We start from the raw sequence: 15,026 nt of genomic DNA on the forward strand, positions 1-15,026 counted from the left end.
CGTCACTTCGCGGCGACGGTCGCCTTCTCGATGGTGACCGGCTTCTTCGGAGCCCCGTCGCCCTGGCCGCCGTCGGCACCCGCGGCGCCGACCTTCTGCACCGCCGCCAGACCGGCCGCGTCGATCGTGCCGAAGGGGGTGTACTGCGGCGGCAGCTTCGAGTCCTTGTAGACGAGGAAGAACTGCGAGCCGCCGGTGCCCGGCTGCCCCGTGTTGGCCATGGCGACGGTGCCGGCCTTGTACGTCACCTTGCCGTCGGCGCCCGCCTTGCCCAGGGCGTCGAGGTTCTCGTCCGGGATGGTGTAGCCGGGGCCGCCCATGCCGGTGCCCTCCGGGTCGCCGCACTGGAGGACGAAGATCCCGGCGGTGGTGAGCCGGTGGCACTTGGTGCCGTCGAAGTACTTCTTGTCGGCGAGGTGCTTGAAGGAGTTCACCGTGCGCGGGGTCTTCGCCGCGTCCATGGTGATCGTGATGTCGCCCTCGTTGGTCTTCAGGGCCAGGGCGTACGCGCCCTTGGCCTCGATGCCCATCTTCGGCTCGCCGGTCGGCGTCTCCGCCTCGGTGTTCTTGGTGTCGTCCCCGAGGAACTGCACCGACGCGTACACCGCGCCGCCCGCGGCGAGGACCACCGCGAGGGAGGCCGCGATCACGGTGGTGCGGCGTTTCGCCTTGCGCTGCGCCTCCGCCCGTCGCTGCTGCTGGCGCGCGTACTTGTCCCTGGCGAGCTGCCGCCGCCGCTGATCGCTGGTGACCACCGGGTCCGCTCCTTGTCGGTCGTGTGTTCCTGTCCTGGCCGGATGTGCCCGTACCGTATACGGGTTGGCTGTGGAATACGCAGCGCCGGTAGGCTCTGATCTGCTGCATTCCGCAAGGCCGCAGTCATCTGCCGGACGACACAGAAGGACGATCGTGCTGATTGCCGGGTTCCCCGCCGGGGCCTGGGGCACCAACTGCTACGTGGTCGCCCCCGCCGCAGGCGAGGAGTGCGTCATCATCGACCCGGGCCACCAGGCCGCCCAGGGAGTCGAGGAGACGCTGAAGAAGCATCGGCTCAAGCCCGTCGCGGTGGTCCTCACCCATGGCCACATCGACCACGTCGCCTCCGTCGTCCCGGTCTGCGGCGCCCATGACGTACCCGCGTGGATCCACCCCGCGGACCGGTACATGATGAGCGACCCGGAGCGCGCCCTCGGCCGCTCCATCGGGATGCCCCTCATGGGCGAGCTGACCGTGGGCGAGCCGGACGACGTGCACGAGCTCACCGACGGCGCCGAGCTGAAGCTCGCCGGCATGGAGTTCTCCGTCGCGCACGCGCCCGGTCATACCAAGGGGTCGGTGACCTTCCGGACGCCGGAGACCACGGAGATCCCCTCCGTGTTCTTCTCCGGCGACCTGCTGTTCGCCGGCTCCATCGGCCGCACCGACCTGCCCGGCGGTGACATGGACGAGATGCTCGCGTCGCTGACCCGCGTGGTCCTGCCGCTCCACAACTCGACCGTCGTCCTGTCCGGCCACGGTCCCCAGACGACCATCGGCCAGGAGCGCGCCACCAATCCGTATCTGCGGCAGGTGGCCTCCGGCCTCGGGAGCACGGACGCTCCCCGACGAGGAATGTGACGAGAACCTCCGTGAGCACCTTTCAGGCCCCCAAGGGCACGTACGACCTGATCCCCCCGCGCTCCGCCGTCTTCCTGGCGGTCCGGGACGCCATCTCCACCCAGGCGAGGAACGCCGGCTACGGCTACGTCGAGACCCCCGGCTTCGAGGACGTGAACCTCTTCGCCCGCGGCGTCGGCGAGTCCACCGACATCGTCACCAAGGAGATGTACACCCTCACCACGAAGGGCGGCGACCAGCTCGCCCTGCGCCCCGAGGGCACCGCCTCCGTGCTGCGCGCGGCCCTCCAGGCCAACCTGCACAAGCAGGGCAACCTGCCGGTCAAGCTCTGGTACTCCGGCTCCTACTACCGCTACGAGCGCGCCCAGGCCGGCCGCTACCGCCACTTCTCGCAGGTCGGCGCCGAGGCCATCGGCGCCGAGGACCCGGCGCTCGACGCCGAGCTGATCATCCTGGCCGACCAGGCGTACCGCTCGCTCGGCCTGCGCCAGTACCGCATCCTGCTGAACTCGCTCGGCGACAAGGAGTGCCGCCCCGTCTACCGCGAGGCGCTGCAGACCTTCCTGCGCGGCCTCGACCTCGACGAGGAGACGCTGCGCCGCGCCGAGATCAACCCGCTGCGGGTCCTCGACGACAAGCGCGCCGACGTGCAGAAGCAGCTCGTCGACGCGCCGCTGCTCCGCGACTACCTGTGCGACGCCTGCAAGGCGTACCACGAGCAGGTCCGCGAGCTGATCACCGCCGCCGGCGTGGTCTTCGAGGACGACCCCAAGCTGGTCCGCGGCCTCGACTACTACACCCGCACCACCTTCGAGTTCGTCCACGACGGCCTCGGCTCCCAGTCCGCCGTCGGCGGCGGCGGCCGCTACGACGGCCTCTCCGAGATGATCGGCGGCCCCTCGCTGCCGTCCGTCGGCTGGGCGCTCGGTGTGGACCGCACGGTCCTCGCCCTGGAGGCGGAGGGCGTCGAGCTTGACCTGCCCGCCACCACCAGCGTCTTCGCGGTGGCCCTCGGCGAGGAGGCGCGGCGCGTCCTCTTCGGCAAGGTCACCGAGCTGCGCCGGGCCGGGATCGCCGCGGACTTCTCCTTCGGCGGCAAGGGCCTGAAGGGCTCGATGAAGGACGCCAACCGCTCCGGCGCCCGCCTCACGCTCGTCGCCGGCGAGCGCGACCTCGCCGAGGGCGTCGTCCAGCTCAAGGACATGGAGTCCGGAGAGCAGCGCGCGGTCGCCCTGGACGAGGTCCTGGACGCCGTCCGCGACCGGCTCGCCTGACACCCGTACCGAGGGAAGGGCCCGGTCCGCCCCGCGCGGCCGGGCCCTTCCTTATGCCCCGCGAACAGCCGATGGCGTACGCCTTGTTGCAGAATGGCGGGGGCCGCCAGGCCCGCGAGCGAGGGAAAAGGACAGATGAGAGAAGCCGCTACGGAGACGACGGGGACGCCGGGGACCATCGGCGCGAGCAAGGGCCTCGCCTGGCTCCTGGTGATCACCGGAGCGGCCGGACTCCTCGCCGCCTGGGTCATCACCCTCGACAAGTTCAAGCTCCTGGAGGACCCGAACTTCGTCCCCGGGTGCAGCCTCAACCCCATCGTGTCCTGCGGGAACATCATGAAGAGCGAGCAGGCCTCGGTCTTCGGCTTCCCCAACCCGATGCTCGGCCTGGTCACCTACGGCATGATCGTCGCCATCGGCGCCGGCCTCCTCGCGGGCGCCCGCTACCGCCGCTGGTACTGGCTCGGCCTCAACGCCGGCACCCTCTTCGGCGTCGGCTTCTGCACCTGGCTGATGCAGCAGTCCCTGTACGAGATCAACTCGCTCTGCCTCTGGTGCTGCCTCGCCTGGGTCGCCACCATCGTCATGTTCTGGTACGTGACCTCGCACAACGTCCGCAAGGGCGTCATCCCCGCCCCGGCCGGACTGCGGACCTTCTTCGCCGAGTTCACCTGGGTCCTGCCCGTCCTGCACATCGGGATCATCGGCATGCTGGTCCTGACCCGCTGGTGGGACTTCTGGACGAGCTGACCGGCTGCCCCCGGCTTGTCGGTGGCGTGACCTAGGCTTCATGGACGTGGAGCCCGACCTCTTTACCGCAGCCGCAGAAGAACGCCAGGAGAAGGACCCGGCCAGCAGTCCGCTGGCGGTCCGGATGCGCCCCCGCACCCTCGACGAGGTGGTGGGCCAGCGGCACCTGCTCAAGCCCGGCTCGCCGCTGCGGCGGCTCGTCGGGGAGAGCGGCGGCCCCGCCGGCGCCTCCTCGGTGATCCTCTGGGGCCCGCCCGGCATCGGCAAGACCACCCTCGCGTACGTGGTCTCCAAGGCCACCGACAAGCGCTTCGTGGAGCTCTCCGCGATCACCGCCGGCGTCAAGGAGGTCCGGGCCGTCATCGACGGCGCCCGCCGCGCCTCCGGCGGCTACGGCAAGGAGACCGTCCTCTTCCTCGACGAGATCCACCGCTTCTCCAAGGCGCAGCAGGACTCCCTGCTCCCCGCCGTCGAGAACCGCTGGGTCACCCTCATCGCCGCCACCACCGAGAACCCGTACTTCTCGGTGATCTCCCCGCTGCTCTCCCGCTCCCTGCTCCTCACCCTGGAGCCGCTCACCGACGAGGACCTCAGCGGCCTCATGGACCGGGCCGTCACCGAGGAGCGCGGCCTCGGCGGCGCCGTCGAGCTCCAGGACGACGCCCGCGCCCATCTGCTGCGGATCGCGGGCGGCGACGCCCGGCGCGCCCTCACCGCCCTGGAGGCCTCCGCGGGCGGCGCCCTCGCCAAGGGCGAGCGGGAGGTCACCCTCCAGACGGTCGAGGAGGCCGTCGACCGGGCCGCCGTGACGTACGACCGGGACGGCGACCAGCACTACGACGTGGCCAGCGCCCTCATCAAGTCCATCCGCGGCTCCGACGTGGACGCGGCGCTGCACTACCTCGCCCGCATGATCGAGGCGGGGGAGGACCCCCGCTTCATCGCCCGCCGCCTGATGATCTCCGCCAGCGAGGACATCGGCCTCGCCGACCCGCAGGCCCTGCCGCTGGCCGTCGCCGCCGCCCAGGCCGTCGCCATGATCGGCTTCCCCGAGGCCGCCCTCACCCTCAGCCACGCCACCATCGCCCTGGCCCTGGCCCCCAAGTCCAACGCGGCGACCACCGCGATCTTCGCCGCCCGCGAGGACGTCAGGAAGGGCCTCGCGGGCCCCGTCCCGGCCCACCTCCGCGACGGCCACTACAAGGGCGCCGCCAAGCTCGGCCACGCCCAGGGGTACGTGTACCCGCACGACGTGCCCGGCGCGATCGCCGCCCAGCAGTACGCCCCCGACGCCCTGCACGGCAAGCGCTACTACGAGCCCACCCGCTACGGCGCCGAGGCCCGCTACGCGGACGTGGTGGAGAAGGTCCGAGGGCGCCTGAAGGGCGACGGCTGACCGCCGGCCGGGCCGACCGGGCCCCCGGGCGGCCGCGCTCCGCGGAGCCGGTACACTGGTCGGGATCGCTGCGTCCCGTGTCCGGCCCCAGGCCGGCGCCACCAGAGCGGGACAGTCAGCAGGAGACCCGGCCCCCGGGCAGGGTTTCCAGGAGCGTCGCGCACCTCGAAGGTGTCGCGTGCCACCCACCACCCCCCGGGTTCCCGGGACCGGCGGTGGGTCGTTCGCGTGCTGCACGTACGTGCCCAGACCGGGAAGCGGCTGCCCGACAGGTCCCTCGCGGACCCGACGGGTTTTCCCGGCTGCGGATGCGACCTCCCTAACCACTGGTGAAGCCGTATTCGTTCAGACAGAGAGGTTGGTTCATGCCGAACCAGGCCCGCCCCAAGGTCAAGAAGTCTCGTGCGCTCGGTATCGCGCTGACGCCGAAGGCCGTCAAGTACTTCGAGGCCCGTCCCTACCCGCCGGGCGAGCACGGCCGTGGCCGCAAGCAGAACTCGGACTACAAGGTCCGTCTGCTCGAGAAGCAGCGTCTGCGTGCCCAGTACGACATCAGCGAGCGCCAGATGGCGCGCGCCTACGACCGCGCCAAGAAGGCCGAGGGCAAGACGGGCGAGGCGCTGGTCGTCGAGCTCGAGCGCCGTCTCGACGCCCTGGTCCTGCGTTCGGGCATCGCCCGCACCATCTACCAGGCCCGTCAGATGGTCGTCCACGGCCACATCCAGGTCAACGGTGGCAAGGTCGACAAGCCGTCCTTCCGCGTCCGTCCCGACGACGTCGTGATGGTCCGCGAGAAGTCCCGCGCGAAGACCCTGTTCCAGGTCGCCCGCGAGGGTGGCTTCGCCCCCGACGGCGAGACCCCGCGCTACCTCCAGGTCAACCTGAAGGCCCTGGCCTTCCGCCTGGACCGCGAGCCGAACCGCAAGGAGATCCCGGTCATCTGCGACGAGCAGCTGGTCGTCGAGTACTACGCCCGCTGATCCAGCGGCCGCAGACTCACCCGCGGTGTTCAGCCCGCCGCTTCCCCGCCCTTTCCGGTGGGGGAGCCGGCGGGCTTCCGCGTTCCCGGCACCACCGGCGGACGCGCGGAGCGGAACGGCCGCCGCGCCGCCTCCCCGGGCCGCCCGGCCCCGACCGCCGACGGCCGGTCCGCGAGCGCCCGCTCCACCGTCTCGTCCAGCGAAAGCCCCTGGCCGAACCGCAGCGCCTCCTCGTACCGCTCCGCCCCCAGCTCCTCGACCGCCCGCCCCGCGCACAGCGCCCGCGGCCCGTCGAAGGCACCGGACCCGAAGAGCTGGATCCCCACCGCGTCCCACACCGGCAGCGCCGCCCCCTGGAGCACCGCGGCCTCCACGGCGTCGCCCTCGCCCACCGTGACCAGCGCGAGCAGCTCCACCGCGAGCACCACCCCCACCAGGTCGCGGAAGAGGTGGTTGATCGTCACGCACTCCACGAGCAGCTCACGCGCCTGCGCGAGCGCGCCGCGCGTCCAGGCCGAGTACGCGAGCACGTAGAGCGCGTATGCCCGCGTCCACCGCTCCCCGCGCTCCTCGCAGACCTCCCGCACGTCCCGGCAGATCGTCGTCGCGCCCTCCAGATCGCCCCGGAAGGCCCGTGCCATCGCGAGCTCCACCTGGCCCATCAGCACATTGCTGTTCAGCTCGCCCAGCTCGCCGTAGGCGTCGAGCGCCCGGCTCAGCAGCTCCTCGGCGCGCGGGAAGTCGTCCGTGAGCAGCGCCAGACAGCCCATCCGGTGCGTCGCGTACGCCTCCGCCAGCCGGTTCCGCGAGGCGCGCGCCCGCTCCCGGCAGGAGTGCAGCGCCGCCACCGCCGCCGTCGCGTCGCCCTGCAGGACCGCCACGTAGCCGAGCACCCACAGCGCCTTGAGCCGCGCCTCCTCGTGCCCGGACTCCAGGGCGAGGGCCCGGTCCAGCCAGTGCCGCCCCTCCGCGAGCCGCCCGCACCCCACCCACGCGAACCAGAGCGTGCCCGCCAGGTGCTGGGCCAGGTGCGCGTCCTCCGGCAGCTCCAGGCAGAGGTCGAGCGCCGCCCGCAGGTTCGGCAGCGCCGCCGCCGTCCGCGCCGCCACCTCCGCCTGGCGGGGGCTGAACCACTCCAGCTCGCACCAGGTCGCCAGGCCCATGTACCAGTCCCGGTGCCGCCTGCGCATCCGCTCGGTGTCCCCGAGCTGGGCCAGCCACTCCGCCCCGTACGCCGCCACCGTGTCCAGCATCCGGTAGCCCGGGCCCGCCGCCGTGTCCTCCCGGGTCACCAGCGACTGCGCGAGCAGACCGCCGAGCAGGTCGAGGACCGCCTCCGGCGGCAGGTCGGGGCCCCCGCACACGTACTCGACGGCCTCCAGGTCGAAGGGGCCCGCGAAGACCGAGAGGCGCGCCCACAGCAGCCGCTCCTCCGGCGTGCACAGCTCGTGGCTCCAGCCGATCGCGGTGCGCAGCGTCTGGTGGCGGGGGAGGACTCCGCGTCCGCTGCCGCCGAGCAGCCGGAAGCGGTCGTCGAGCCGGGCGAGCAGCTGTTCCACGGAGAGCAGCGGCAGCCGGCCCGCGGCCAGTTCGAGGGCGAGCGGGATCCCGTCGAGCCGCCGGCACAGCTCCCGTACCGACGCGTCGGCGTCGAGGGCGGGCGCGCCGGCCCCGGCCGCCCGCTCGGTGAGCAGCGCGAGGGCGTCCGGCTCGGCCATCGGTGTCAGCCTCAGCACCGCCTCGCCCGGCAGCCGCAGCGGGCGGCGTCCGGTGGCGAGGACGGTCAGCCCCGGTGCCGCCGTGAGCAGCTCGTGGACGAGCGGGGCGCAGTCGTCCACCAGGTGTTCGAAGCCGTCGAGGACGAGGAGCAGCCGGCGTTCGGCGAGGTGCTCCCTCAGCACCTCGCGGGGCGCGCGGGGCGTGTGGTCGGTCAGGCCGAGCGCCTCGATCAGGGCGTGCTCGACGAGCCCGGGGTCGCGCAGCGGCGCCAGTTCCGCGAGCCGCACCCCCTCGCCGTAGCGTTTCTGCACCTCGGCGGCGGTCTTCAGGGCGAGTCGGGTCTTGCCGACCCCGCCCACACCGAGCACGGTGACGAGACGGGACTCGGCCAGGAGCGCGGCCAGTTCGGCCCGCTCCCCGGTCCGGCCCACGAACCGGTTGAGCTCCGCCGGGAGGTTGCTGCGTCGCATGGGACACGGAGCGTACTCACCCGCGCGCGCTCCGTACAATCCGATCGCGCGGCTCCCGTGCCGGGGCGGCAACGCGGGCGCTAATGCGGTACGGCGTCCCAGCCCCGGCGCGATAGGCTCGGGGGACGACTTTTCGCAGGACCCCAACGACCGATGACGACAGCAGAGAGCGGTGCGGAGTGACCGGTGGAGAGGTTGCCGGGATCCTGGTGGCCGTGTTCTGGGCGATCCTCGTCTCCTTCCTCGCCGTGGTGCTGGGGAGGCTGGCGCAGACGCTCAGGGCGACCACCCGGCTCGTGGCGGAGGTGACCGAACAGGCCGTGCCGCTGCTCGCCGACGCGTCGGCGACCGTCCGCTCGGCACAGACCCAGCTGGACCGGGTCGACGCCATCGCCTCGGACGTCCAGGAGGTCACCGCCAACGCCTCCGCGCTCTCGACGACCGTCGCCTCCACCTTCGGGGGCCCGCTCGTCAAGGTCGCCGCCTTCGGCTACGGGGTCCGCAAGGCGCTCGGCCGCGACCGGGACCGCGGGGAGGCGGCGCCCGACAGCGGGCGTCGCACTGTGATCGTCGGCCGTACCGTGCCGGTCGCACGGCGCCGGAAGCAGAAGGGCCGATAGCCGCGATGTTCCGCCGTACGTTCTGGTTCACGGCCGGCGCAGCCGCCGGCGTCTGGGCCACCACCAAGGTCAACCGCAAGATCCAGCAGTTGACCCCCGAGAGCCTCGCGGCGCAGGCCGCGAACAAGGCGGTCGAGGCGGGCCACCGGCTCAAGGACTTCGCCCTCGACGTGAGGGCGGGCATGGTCCAGCGCGAGGCGGAGCTCGGCGAGGCACTCGGCCTCGACGCGGAGCCTCCCGCGGACCGGGAGCTTCCGCAGCCCCGCCGCCGGGCCGCCCTCGGACCCACCCCGCACAAGACCACGACCACGTTTTCGTCGCGCACGATCTCGTACAACCGGAATGAGGACCACTGATGGAGTCGGCTGAAATCCGCCGCCGCTGGCTGAGCTTCTTCGAGGAGCGCGGGCACACCGTCGTCCCTTCGGCGTCGCTCATCGCGGACGACCCGACTCTGCTGCTCGTCCCCGCCGGCATGGTGCCCTTCAAGCCCTACTTCCTGGGTGAGGTCAAGCCGCCCTTCACGCGCGCCGCGAGCGTGCAGAAGTGCGTCCGCACCCCGGACATCGAAGAGGTCGGCAAGACCACCCGCCACGGCACGTTCTTCCAGATGTGCGGCAACTTCTCCTTCGGCGACTACTTCAAGGAAGGCGCCATCAAGCTCGCCTGGGAGCTGCTGACCTCCTCGGTCGAGCACGGCGGCTACGGGCTCGACCCGGAGAAGCTCTGGATCACCGTCTACGAGCAGGACGACGAGGCCGAGCGCATCTGGCGCGACGTCGTGGGCGTCCCCGCCGAGCGCATCCAGCGCCTGGGCATGGGCCCGAACTTCTGGTCCATGGGCGTCCCCGGCCCCTGCGGCCCCTGCTCCGAGATCAACTACGACCGCGGCCCCGAGTTCGGCGTCGAGGGCGGCCCGGCCGTCAACGACGAGCGGTACGTGGAGATCTGGAACCTCGTCTTCATGCAGTACGAGCGCGGCGCGGGCTCCGGCAAGGACGACTTCCCGATCCTCGGCGATCTGCCGGCCCAGAACATCGACACGGGCCTCGGCCTGGAGCGCCTGGCGATGATCCTCCAGGGCGTCCAGAACATGTACGAGACGGACACCCTCAAGGTCGTCATCGACAAGGCCACCGAACTCACCGGCGTCGCCTACGGCAAGACCAAGGACAGCGACGTCTCGCTGCGCGTGGTCGCCGACCACATGCGCACCTCGGTCATGCTCATCGGCGACGGCGTCACCCCGGGCAACGAGGGCCGCGGCTACGTGCTGCGCCGCATCATGCGCCGCGCCGTCCGCAACATGCGCCTGCTCGGCGCCACCGGCCCGGTCGTCGGCGAGCTCGTCGACACGGTCATCAAGACGATGGGCGAGCAGTACCCGGAGCTGGAGACCGACCGCAAGCGCATCGAGACGGTCGCCCTCGCCGAGGAGGCCGCGTTCCTGAAGGCCCTCAAGGGCGGCACGAACATCCTCGACAGCGCCGTCACCGAGACCAAGGCCGCCGGCGGCACGGTCCTCGCCGGCGAGAAGGCCTTCCTGCTCCACGACACCTGGGGCTTCCCGATCGACCTCACCCTGGAGATGGCCGCCGAGCAGGGCCTCTCCGTGGACGAGACCGGCTTCCGCCGCCTGATGCAGGAGCAGCGGGACCGGGCCAAGGCCGACGCCAAGGCCAAGAAGACCGGCCACGCCGACGTCTCCGCCTACCGCGAGATCGCCGACACCTCCGGCGCCACCCAGTTCACCGGCTACACCAACACCGAGGGCGAGTCCACGGTCGTCGGCCTGCTGGTGAACGGCGTCCCGTCGCCGGCCGCCTCCGAGGGCGACGAGGTCGAGGTCGTCCTCGACCGCACCCCCTTCTACGCCGAGGGCGGCGGCCAGATCGCCGACCAGGGCCGCATCCGGCTGCACTCCGGCGCCGTGATCGAGGTCCGCGACGTCCAGCAGCCCGTCCCGGGCGTCTCGGTGCACAAGGGCTCGGTCCAGGTCGGCGAGGTGACCGTCGGCTCCACCGCCTACGCCACCATCGACGTGCGCCGCCGCCGGGCCATCGCCCGCGCCCACTCGGCCACCCACCTCACCCACCAGGCGCTGCGCGACGCCCTCGGCCCGACGGCCGCCCAGGCCGGTTCCGAGAACCAGCCCGGCCGCTTCCGCTTCGACTTCGGTTCGCCGAACGCCGTCCCCGGCACGGTCCTCATGGACGTCGAGCAGAAGATCAACGAGGTCCTCTCGCGCGAGCTGGAGGTCCACGCCGAGGTCATGCCGATCGACGAGGCCAAGCGGCAGGGCGCCATCGCCGAGTTCGGCGAGAAGTACGGCGAGCAGGTCCGCGTCGTCACCATCGGCGACTTCTCCAAGGAGCTGTGCGGCGGCACGCACGTCAAGAACACCTCGGCCCTGGGCCTGGTGAAGCTGCTCGGCGAGTCCTCCATCGGTTCCGGCGTGCGCCGCATCGAGGCCCTGGTCGGCGTCGACGCGTACAACTTCCTCGCCAAGGAGCACACGGTCGTCGCCCAGCTCCAGGAGCTGGTCAAGGGCCGCCCGGAGGAGCTGCCGGAGAAGATCTCCTCCATGCTCGGCAAGCTGAAGGACGCCGAGAAGGAGATCGAGAAGTTCCGCGCGGAGAAGGTCCTCCAGGCCGCCGGCGGCCTGGTCGACTCCGCCAAGGACATCCGCGGCCTCGCCCTGGTCACCGGCCAGGTCCCGGACGGCACCGGCGCCGACGACCTGCGCAGGCTCGTCCTCGACGTGCGCGGCCGCATCCCGTCCGACCGCCCGGCCGTCGTGGCCCTCTTCACCACGGCCAACGGCAAGCCGCTGACGGTCATCGCCACCAACGAGGCCGCCCGCGAGCGCGGTCTCAAGGCCGGCGAGCTGGTCCGCACGGCCGCCAAGACCCTCGGTGGCGGTGGCGGCGGCAAGCCGGACGTCGCCCAGGGCGGCGGCCAGAACCCGGAGGCCGTCGGCGAGGCCATCGCCGCCGTCGAGCGTCTCGTGGTGGAGACGGCGTGACGATGCGCCGCGGCCGCCGTATCGCGGTCGACGTCGGGGACGCCCGGATCGGGGTCGCCTCGTGCGACCCCGACGGGGTCCTCGCCACGCCGGTGGAGACCGTGCCGGGACGTGACGTCCCGGCCGCCCACCGGCGGCTCCGCCAGATCGTCGAGGAGTACGAGCCGATCGAGGTCGTCGTGGGCCTGCCCCGCTCGCTCAGCGGGCGGGAGGGCCCCGCGGCCACCAAGGTCCGGGCCTTCGCGAGGGAGATGGCGAAGGGCGTCGCCCCGGTGCCGGTCCGTCTGGTCGACGAGCGGATGACCACGGTGACGGCCACGCAGGGGCTGCGGGCCTCCGGTGTGAAGTCCAAGAAGGGGCGGTCCGTCATCGACCAGGCCGCCGCTGTGATCATCCTTCAGAACGCTCTTGAGTCCGAACGGGTATCAGGTAATCCGCCCGGCGAGGGCGTCGAAGTGGTCATCTGATCGCGATACGGTAACGTTCCGCGCGATGCGGCGGTGTTCGAACAGCTGCCGCACTACGTAGAGGCGGATCGTCCGGAAGCCTCGCGGCTGTTTGGGGATCGATGACTGAGTATGGCCGGGGCCCTGGCTCCGAACCGTGGCACCCCACGGACCCGTTGTACGGGGACCAGGGGTGGGAAGGTCAGCAGCAGTACCACCAGCAGCCGCACCAGGCGACGCCGTACGCGCAGGGTGGTCAGGCCTACCAGGACCCGTACGCCCAGCAGGGCTACGGGACCGACCCGTACGCGCAGCAGCAGCACGCGCAGCAGCAGGCCGCGTACCAGCAGCAGTACCCGCAGCAGGGGTACGTCGACCCGCAGGAGGCGCAGCCGCAGGCGTACGGCCAGGGCGGCTGGGACCAGGGCGCGCAGGGGCATCAGGGGTACCCGGAGCAGGGCTACGACACGCCCGGGCATCCCGCACACGCGTACGACGGCAACTGGGAGACCGGCCAGGCCGCCATGGCCTACAACGCGCCGCCCGCCGATCCGTACGGCGGCCAGCAGCCCGACCTGTACGGCACGCCGGAGGCGTACCCGCCGCCGCAGCCGCCCGGCCGCCGGCAGCGGCCGCCGCAGCCCGAGCCCGCCCACCCGGAACCGGAGCCCGAGCCCGAGCCGGAGGAGTTGCACCCCTTCTTCGGCGGTGACGACGAGGACGGCTACGAGGACGACGAACCGGCCTCGCGCCGGGGCCGCGGCGGCGACGACCGCGACCGCGAGCGCCGTGGCAAGGAGCGGAAGCGCAAGGGCAAGAACGGCATGGCCTGCCTCGTCGTCGCCGCCGTCATCGTGGGCGGCGTCGGCGGCATCGGCTACTTCGGCTACCAGTTCTGGCAGGGCCAGTTCGGCGAGGCGCCCGACTACGCGGGCGGCGGCAGCGGCGAGGTCCAGGTCGAGATCCCGAAGGGCGCCTTCGGCAACGAGATCGGCAACATCCTCAAACAGGCCGGCGTCGTGAAGAGCGTCGACGCCTTCGTCGCCGCCCAGAAGAAGAACGAGAAGGGCAACACGATCCAGGCCGGCGCCTACACCCTGAAGAAGGAGATGTCGGCGGAGAGCGCGGTCGCGCTGATGCTGGATCCGGCGAGCCAGGCCAACCTCATCATCCCCGAGGGCAAGCGCAACGCCTGGGTCTACGAGCAGCTCGACACCCGCCTCGGCCTCGACCCCGGCAGCACCAAGGAGATCGCGGTCTCGAAGGCCGACTCCCTGGGCCTGCCGGACTGGGCGAAGAACCACAAGAACGTCAAGGACCCCCTGGAGGGCTTCCTCTTCCCCGCGAGCTACCCGGTCGCGAAGGGCTCCAAGCCCGAGGACGCCCTCAAGAAGATGGTCAGCCGCGCCAACCAGGAGTACACGAAGCTGGACCTGGAGGGTAGGGCGAAGGCGCACGGCCTGGAGAACGCCTGGGAGCTCGTGACGGTCGCGAGCCTGGTGCAGGCCGAGGGCAAGACGCACGACGACTTCCGCAAGATGGCCGAGGTCATCTACAACCGCCTCCAGCCGGACAACACGGAGACGAACCGGAAGCTCCAGTTCGACTCGGCCCTGAACTACCTGAAGGGCCAGTCCGAGATCAAGATCTCGGAGAACGAGGCGAACACCAACCAGGACCCGTACAACACGTACACCCAGGTCGGTCTGCCGCCCGGTCCGATCAGCAACCCCGGTGTCGAGGCCCTGGCCGCCATGCTCGACCCGACGAAGGACGGCTGGATGTACTTCGTGGCGACCGACGGCATGAACAAGACCGAGTTCGCGAAGACGTACGCCGAGTTCGAGAAGCTCAAGGACAAGTTCAATGCCAACACGAACTAGTGCCGCCGGCCGCCGCGCCGCCGTCCTCGGTTCGCCGATCGCGCACTCGCTCTCCCCGGTCCTGCACCGGGCCGCGTACGCGGAGCTCGGTCTCGACGCCTGGTCCTACGAGCGCTTCGAGGTCGACGAGGCGGCGCTGCCGGGCTTCGTCGCGGAGCTCGACGGCTCGTGGGCGGGGCTCTCGCTGACCATGCCGCTGAAGCGGGCGATCATCCCGCTGCTCGACGAGGTCAGCGAGACGGCCGCCTCCGTGGAGGCCGTGAACACGGTGGTCTTCCGCGAGGACGGCCGCCGGGTCGGCGACAACACCGACATCCCCGGCATGATCGCCGCCCTGCGCGAGCGCGGCGTCGAGAAGGTCGAGTCCGCGGCGATCCTCGGCGCGGGCGCCACCGCCTCCTCCGCGCTCGCCGCCCTGGCCCGCGTCTGCGCGGGCCCGGTCACCGCCTACGTACGCGGCGAGGCACGGGCCGCGGAGATGCGCGGCTGGGGCGAGCGCCTCGGCGTCGACGTCCGCACCGCCGCCTGGGACGACGCGGCGGAGGCCCTCGCGGCGCCGCTGGTCGTCGCCACCACCCCGGCGGGCGCGACGGACGGACTGGCGGCGGCCGTCCCCGACCGCCCCGGCACCCTCTTCGACGTCCTGTACGACCCCTGGCCCACCCGGCTCGCGGCCGCCTGGTCCGAACGCGCCGGTAAGATCATCGGCGGCCTGGACCTCCTGGTCCACCAGGCGGTGCTGCAGGTCGAACAGATGACGGGCGCCCCGAAGGCCCCGCTGGCCGCCATGCGCGCCGCCGGCGAGGCCGCGCTCGCCGCGCGCTGACCCCGCGCGGCCGCCCCGGG

Annotated in this window: 13 protein-coding genes; 11 read left to right on the top strand and 2 right to left on the bottom strand. The window is 71.9% G+C overall.

Going from position 1 to position 15,026, the window contains the following annotated elements; genetic code table 11:
* Positions 1–2 precede the first annotated feature (2 nt).
* Positions 3–755 carry a peptidylprolyl isomerase gene (locus ABZ621_RS13905; protein ID WP_360603996.1) on the bottom strand — a complete coding sequence of 251 codons (753 nt, stop codon included), beginning with the start codon at positions 753–755 and terminating at the stop codon, positions 3–5.
* A gap of 154 nt (positions 756–909) precedes the next feature.
* Between ABZ621_RS13905 and ABZ621_RS13910 the strand changes: the two genes are divergently transcribed.
* The 5 genes from ABZ621_RS13910 (at position 910) to rpsD (ending at position 6,017) form a co-directional block, all read left to right on the top strand.
* The gene (locus tag ABZ621_RS13910) at positions 910–1,617 is read left to right on the top strand and encodes an MBL fold metallo-hydrolase (protein ID WP_360603998.1); all 708 of its coding nucleotides are present in this window, start codon (positions 910–912) and stop codon (positions 1,615–1,617) included.
* Positions 1,618–1,628: 11 nt separating this feature from the next.
* Positions 1,629–2,891: a histidine--tRNA ligase gene (hisS, locus tag ABZ621_RS13915; RefSeq protein WP_360604000.1), complete on the top strand. Its 1,263-nt coding sequence runs from the start codon at positions 1,629–1,631 to the stop codon at positions 2,889–2,891.
* A 135-nt stretch (positions 2,892–3,026) separates the two neighbouring features.
* Entirely contained in the window at positions 3,027–3,641 is a 615-nt protein-coding gene (locus ABZ621_RS13920; protein WP_360604002.1) for a vitamin K epoxide reductase family protein, read from the top strand.
* A 46-nt stretch (positions 3,642–3,687) separates the two neighbouring features.
* A complete protein-coding gene (locus ABZ621_RS13925) occupies positions 3,688–5,037 on the top strand; it encodes a replication-associated recombination protein A (RefSeq protein WP_360604162.1) in 1,350 nt (449 codons plus the stop codon).
* 365 nt (positions 5,038–5,402) lie between these two features.
* The gene (rpsD, locus tag ABZ621_RS13930) at positions 5,403–6,017 is read left to right on the top strand and encodes a 30S ribosomal protein S4 (RefSeq protein ID WP_043228069.1); all 615 of its coding nucleotides are present in this window, start codon (positions 5,403–5,405) and stop codon (positions 6,015–6,017) included.
* A 29-nt stretch (positions 6,018–6,046) separates the two neighbouring features.
* On the opposite strand, the gene ABZ621_RS13935 is transcribed toward rpsD, so the two are convergent.
* A complete protein-coding gene (locus ABZ621_RS13935; protein WP_360604004.1) occupies positions 6,047–8,206 on the bottom strand; it encodes a regulator in 2,160 nt (719 codons plus the stop codon).
* A gap of 179 nt (positions 8,207–8,385) precedes the next feature.
* On the opposite strand from ABZ621_RS13935, the gene ABZ621_RS13940 reads away from it, so the two are divergent.
* From ABZ621_RS13940 to ABZ621_RS13965, 6 genes are all read left to right on the top strand, one after another.
* A complete protein-coding gene (locus ABZ621_RS13940) occupies positions 8,386–8,826 on the top strand; it encodes a DUF948 domain-containing protein (protein WP_360604006.1) in 441 nt (146 codons plus the stop codon).
* A 5-nt stretch (positions 8,827–8,831) separates the two neighbouring features.
* Entirely contained in the window at positions 8,832–9,182 is a 351-nt protein-coding gene (locus ABZ621_RS13945) for a DUF6167 family protein (RefSeq protein WP_360604008.1), read from the top strand.
* Positions 9,182–11,851 (top strand): alanine--tRNA ligase, encoded by a 2,670-nt coding sequence (alaS, locus tag ABZ621_RS13950; protein ID WP_360604010.1) that lies wholly within the window; start codon positions 9,182–9,184, stop codon positions 11,849–11,851. The genes ABZ621_RS13945 and alaS overlap by 1 nt, the downstream gene beginning before the upstream one ends.
* A gap of 2 nt (positions 11,852–11,853) precedes the next feature.
* Complete coding sequence (gene ruvX / locus ABZ621_RS13955) at positions 11,854–12,318, top strand: Holliday junction resolvase RuvX (RefSeq protein ID WP_200428327.1); 465 nt, start codon at positions 11,854–11,856, stop codon at positions 12,316–12,318.
* Between the two features lie 101 nt (positions 12,319–12,419).
* The gene (gene mltG / locus ABZ621_RS13960; protein WP_360604012.1) at positions 12,420–14,180 is read left to right on the top strand and encodes an endolytic transglycosylase MltG; all 1,761 of its coding nucleotides are present in this window, start codon (positions 12,420–12,422) and stop codon (positions 14,178–14,180) included.
* Positions 14,164–15,006 (top strand): shikimate dehydrogenase, encoded by an 843-nt coding sequence (locus ABZ621_RS13965; protein ID WP_360604014.1) that lies wholly within the window; start codon positions 14,164–14,166, stop codon positions 15,004–15,006. The genes mltG and ABZ621_RS13965 overlap by 17 nt, the downstream gene beginning before the upstream one ends.
* Positions 15,007–15,026 lie beyond the last annotated feature (20 nt).

Origin of the sequence: Streptomyces sp. NPDC007863 (genome assembly GCF_040633895.1) — a bacterium.
In the GTDB taxonomy this organism is placed as follows: Bacteria; Actinomycetota; Actinomycetes; order Streptomycetales; family Streptomycetaceae; genus Streptomyces.

What these genes read in the sequence shown, in the direction of transcription:
- ABZ621_RS13920 (WP_360604002.1), top strand. Translation starts at nt 3,027, where the DNA reads ATGAGAGAAGCCGCTACGGAGACGACGGGGACGCCGGGGACCATCGGC.
- rpsD (WP_043228069.1), top strand. Translation starts at nt 5,403, where the DNA reads ATGCCGAACCAGGCCCGCCCCAAGGTCAAGAAGTCTCGTGCGCTCGGT.
- ABZ621_RS13935 (WP_360604004.1), bottom strand. Translation starts at nt 8,206, where the DNA reads ATGCGACGCAGCAACCTCCCGGCGGAGCTCAACCGGTTCGTGGGCCGG.
- ABZ621_RS13945 (WP_360604008.1), top strand. Translation starts at nt 8,832, where the DNA reads ATGTTCCGCCGTACGTTCTGGTTCACGGCCGGCGCAGCCGCCGGCGTC.
- alaS (WP_360604010.1), top strand. Translation starts at nt 9,182, where the DNA reads ATGGAGTCGGCTGAAATCCGCCGCCGCTGGCTGAGCTTCTTCGAGGAG.
- ruvX (WP_200428327.1), top strand. Translation starts at nt 11,854, where the DNA reads ATGCGCCGCGGCCGCCGTATCGCGGTCGACGTCGGGGACGCCCGGATC.
- mltG (WP_360604012.1), top strand. Translation starts at nt 12,420, where the DNA reads ATGACTGAGTATGGCCGGGGCCCTGGCTCCGAACCGTGGCACCCCACG.
- ABZ621_RS13965 (WP_360604014.1), top strand. Translation starts at nt 14,164, where the DNA reads ATGCCAACACGAACTAGTGCCGCCGGCCGCCGCGCCGCCGTCCTCGGT.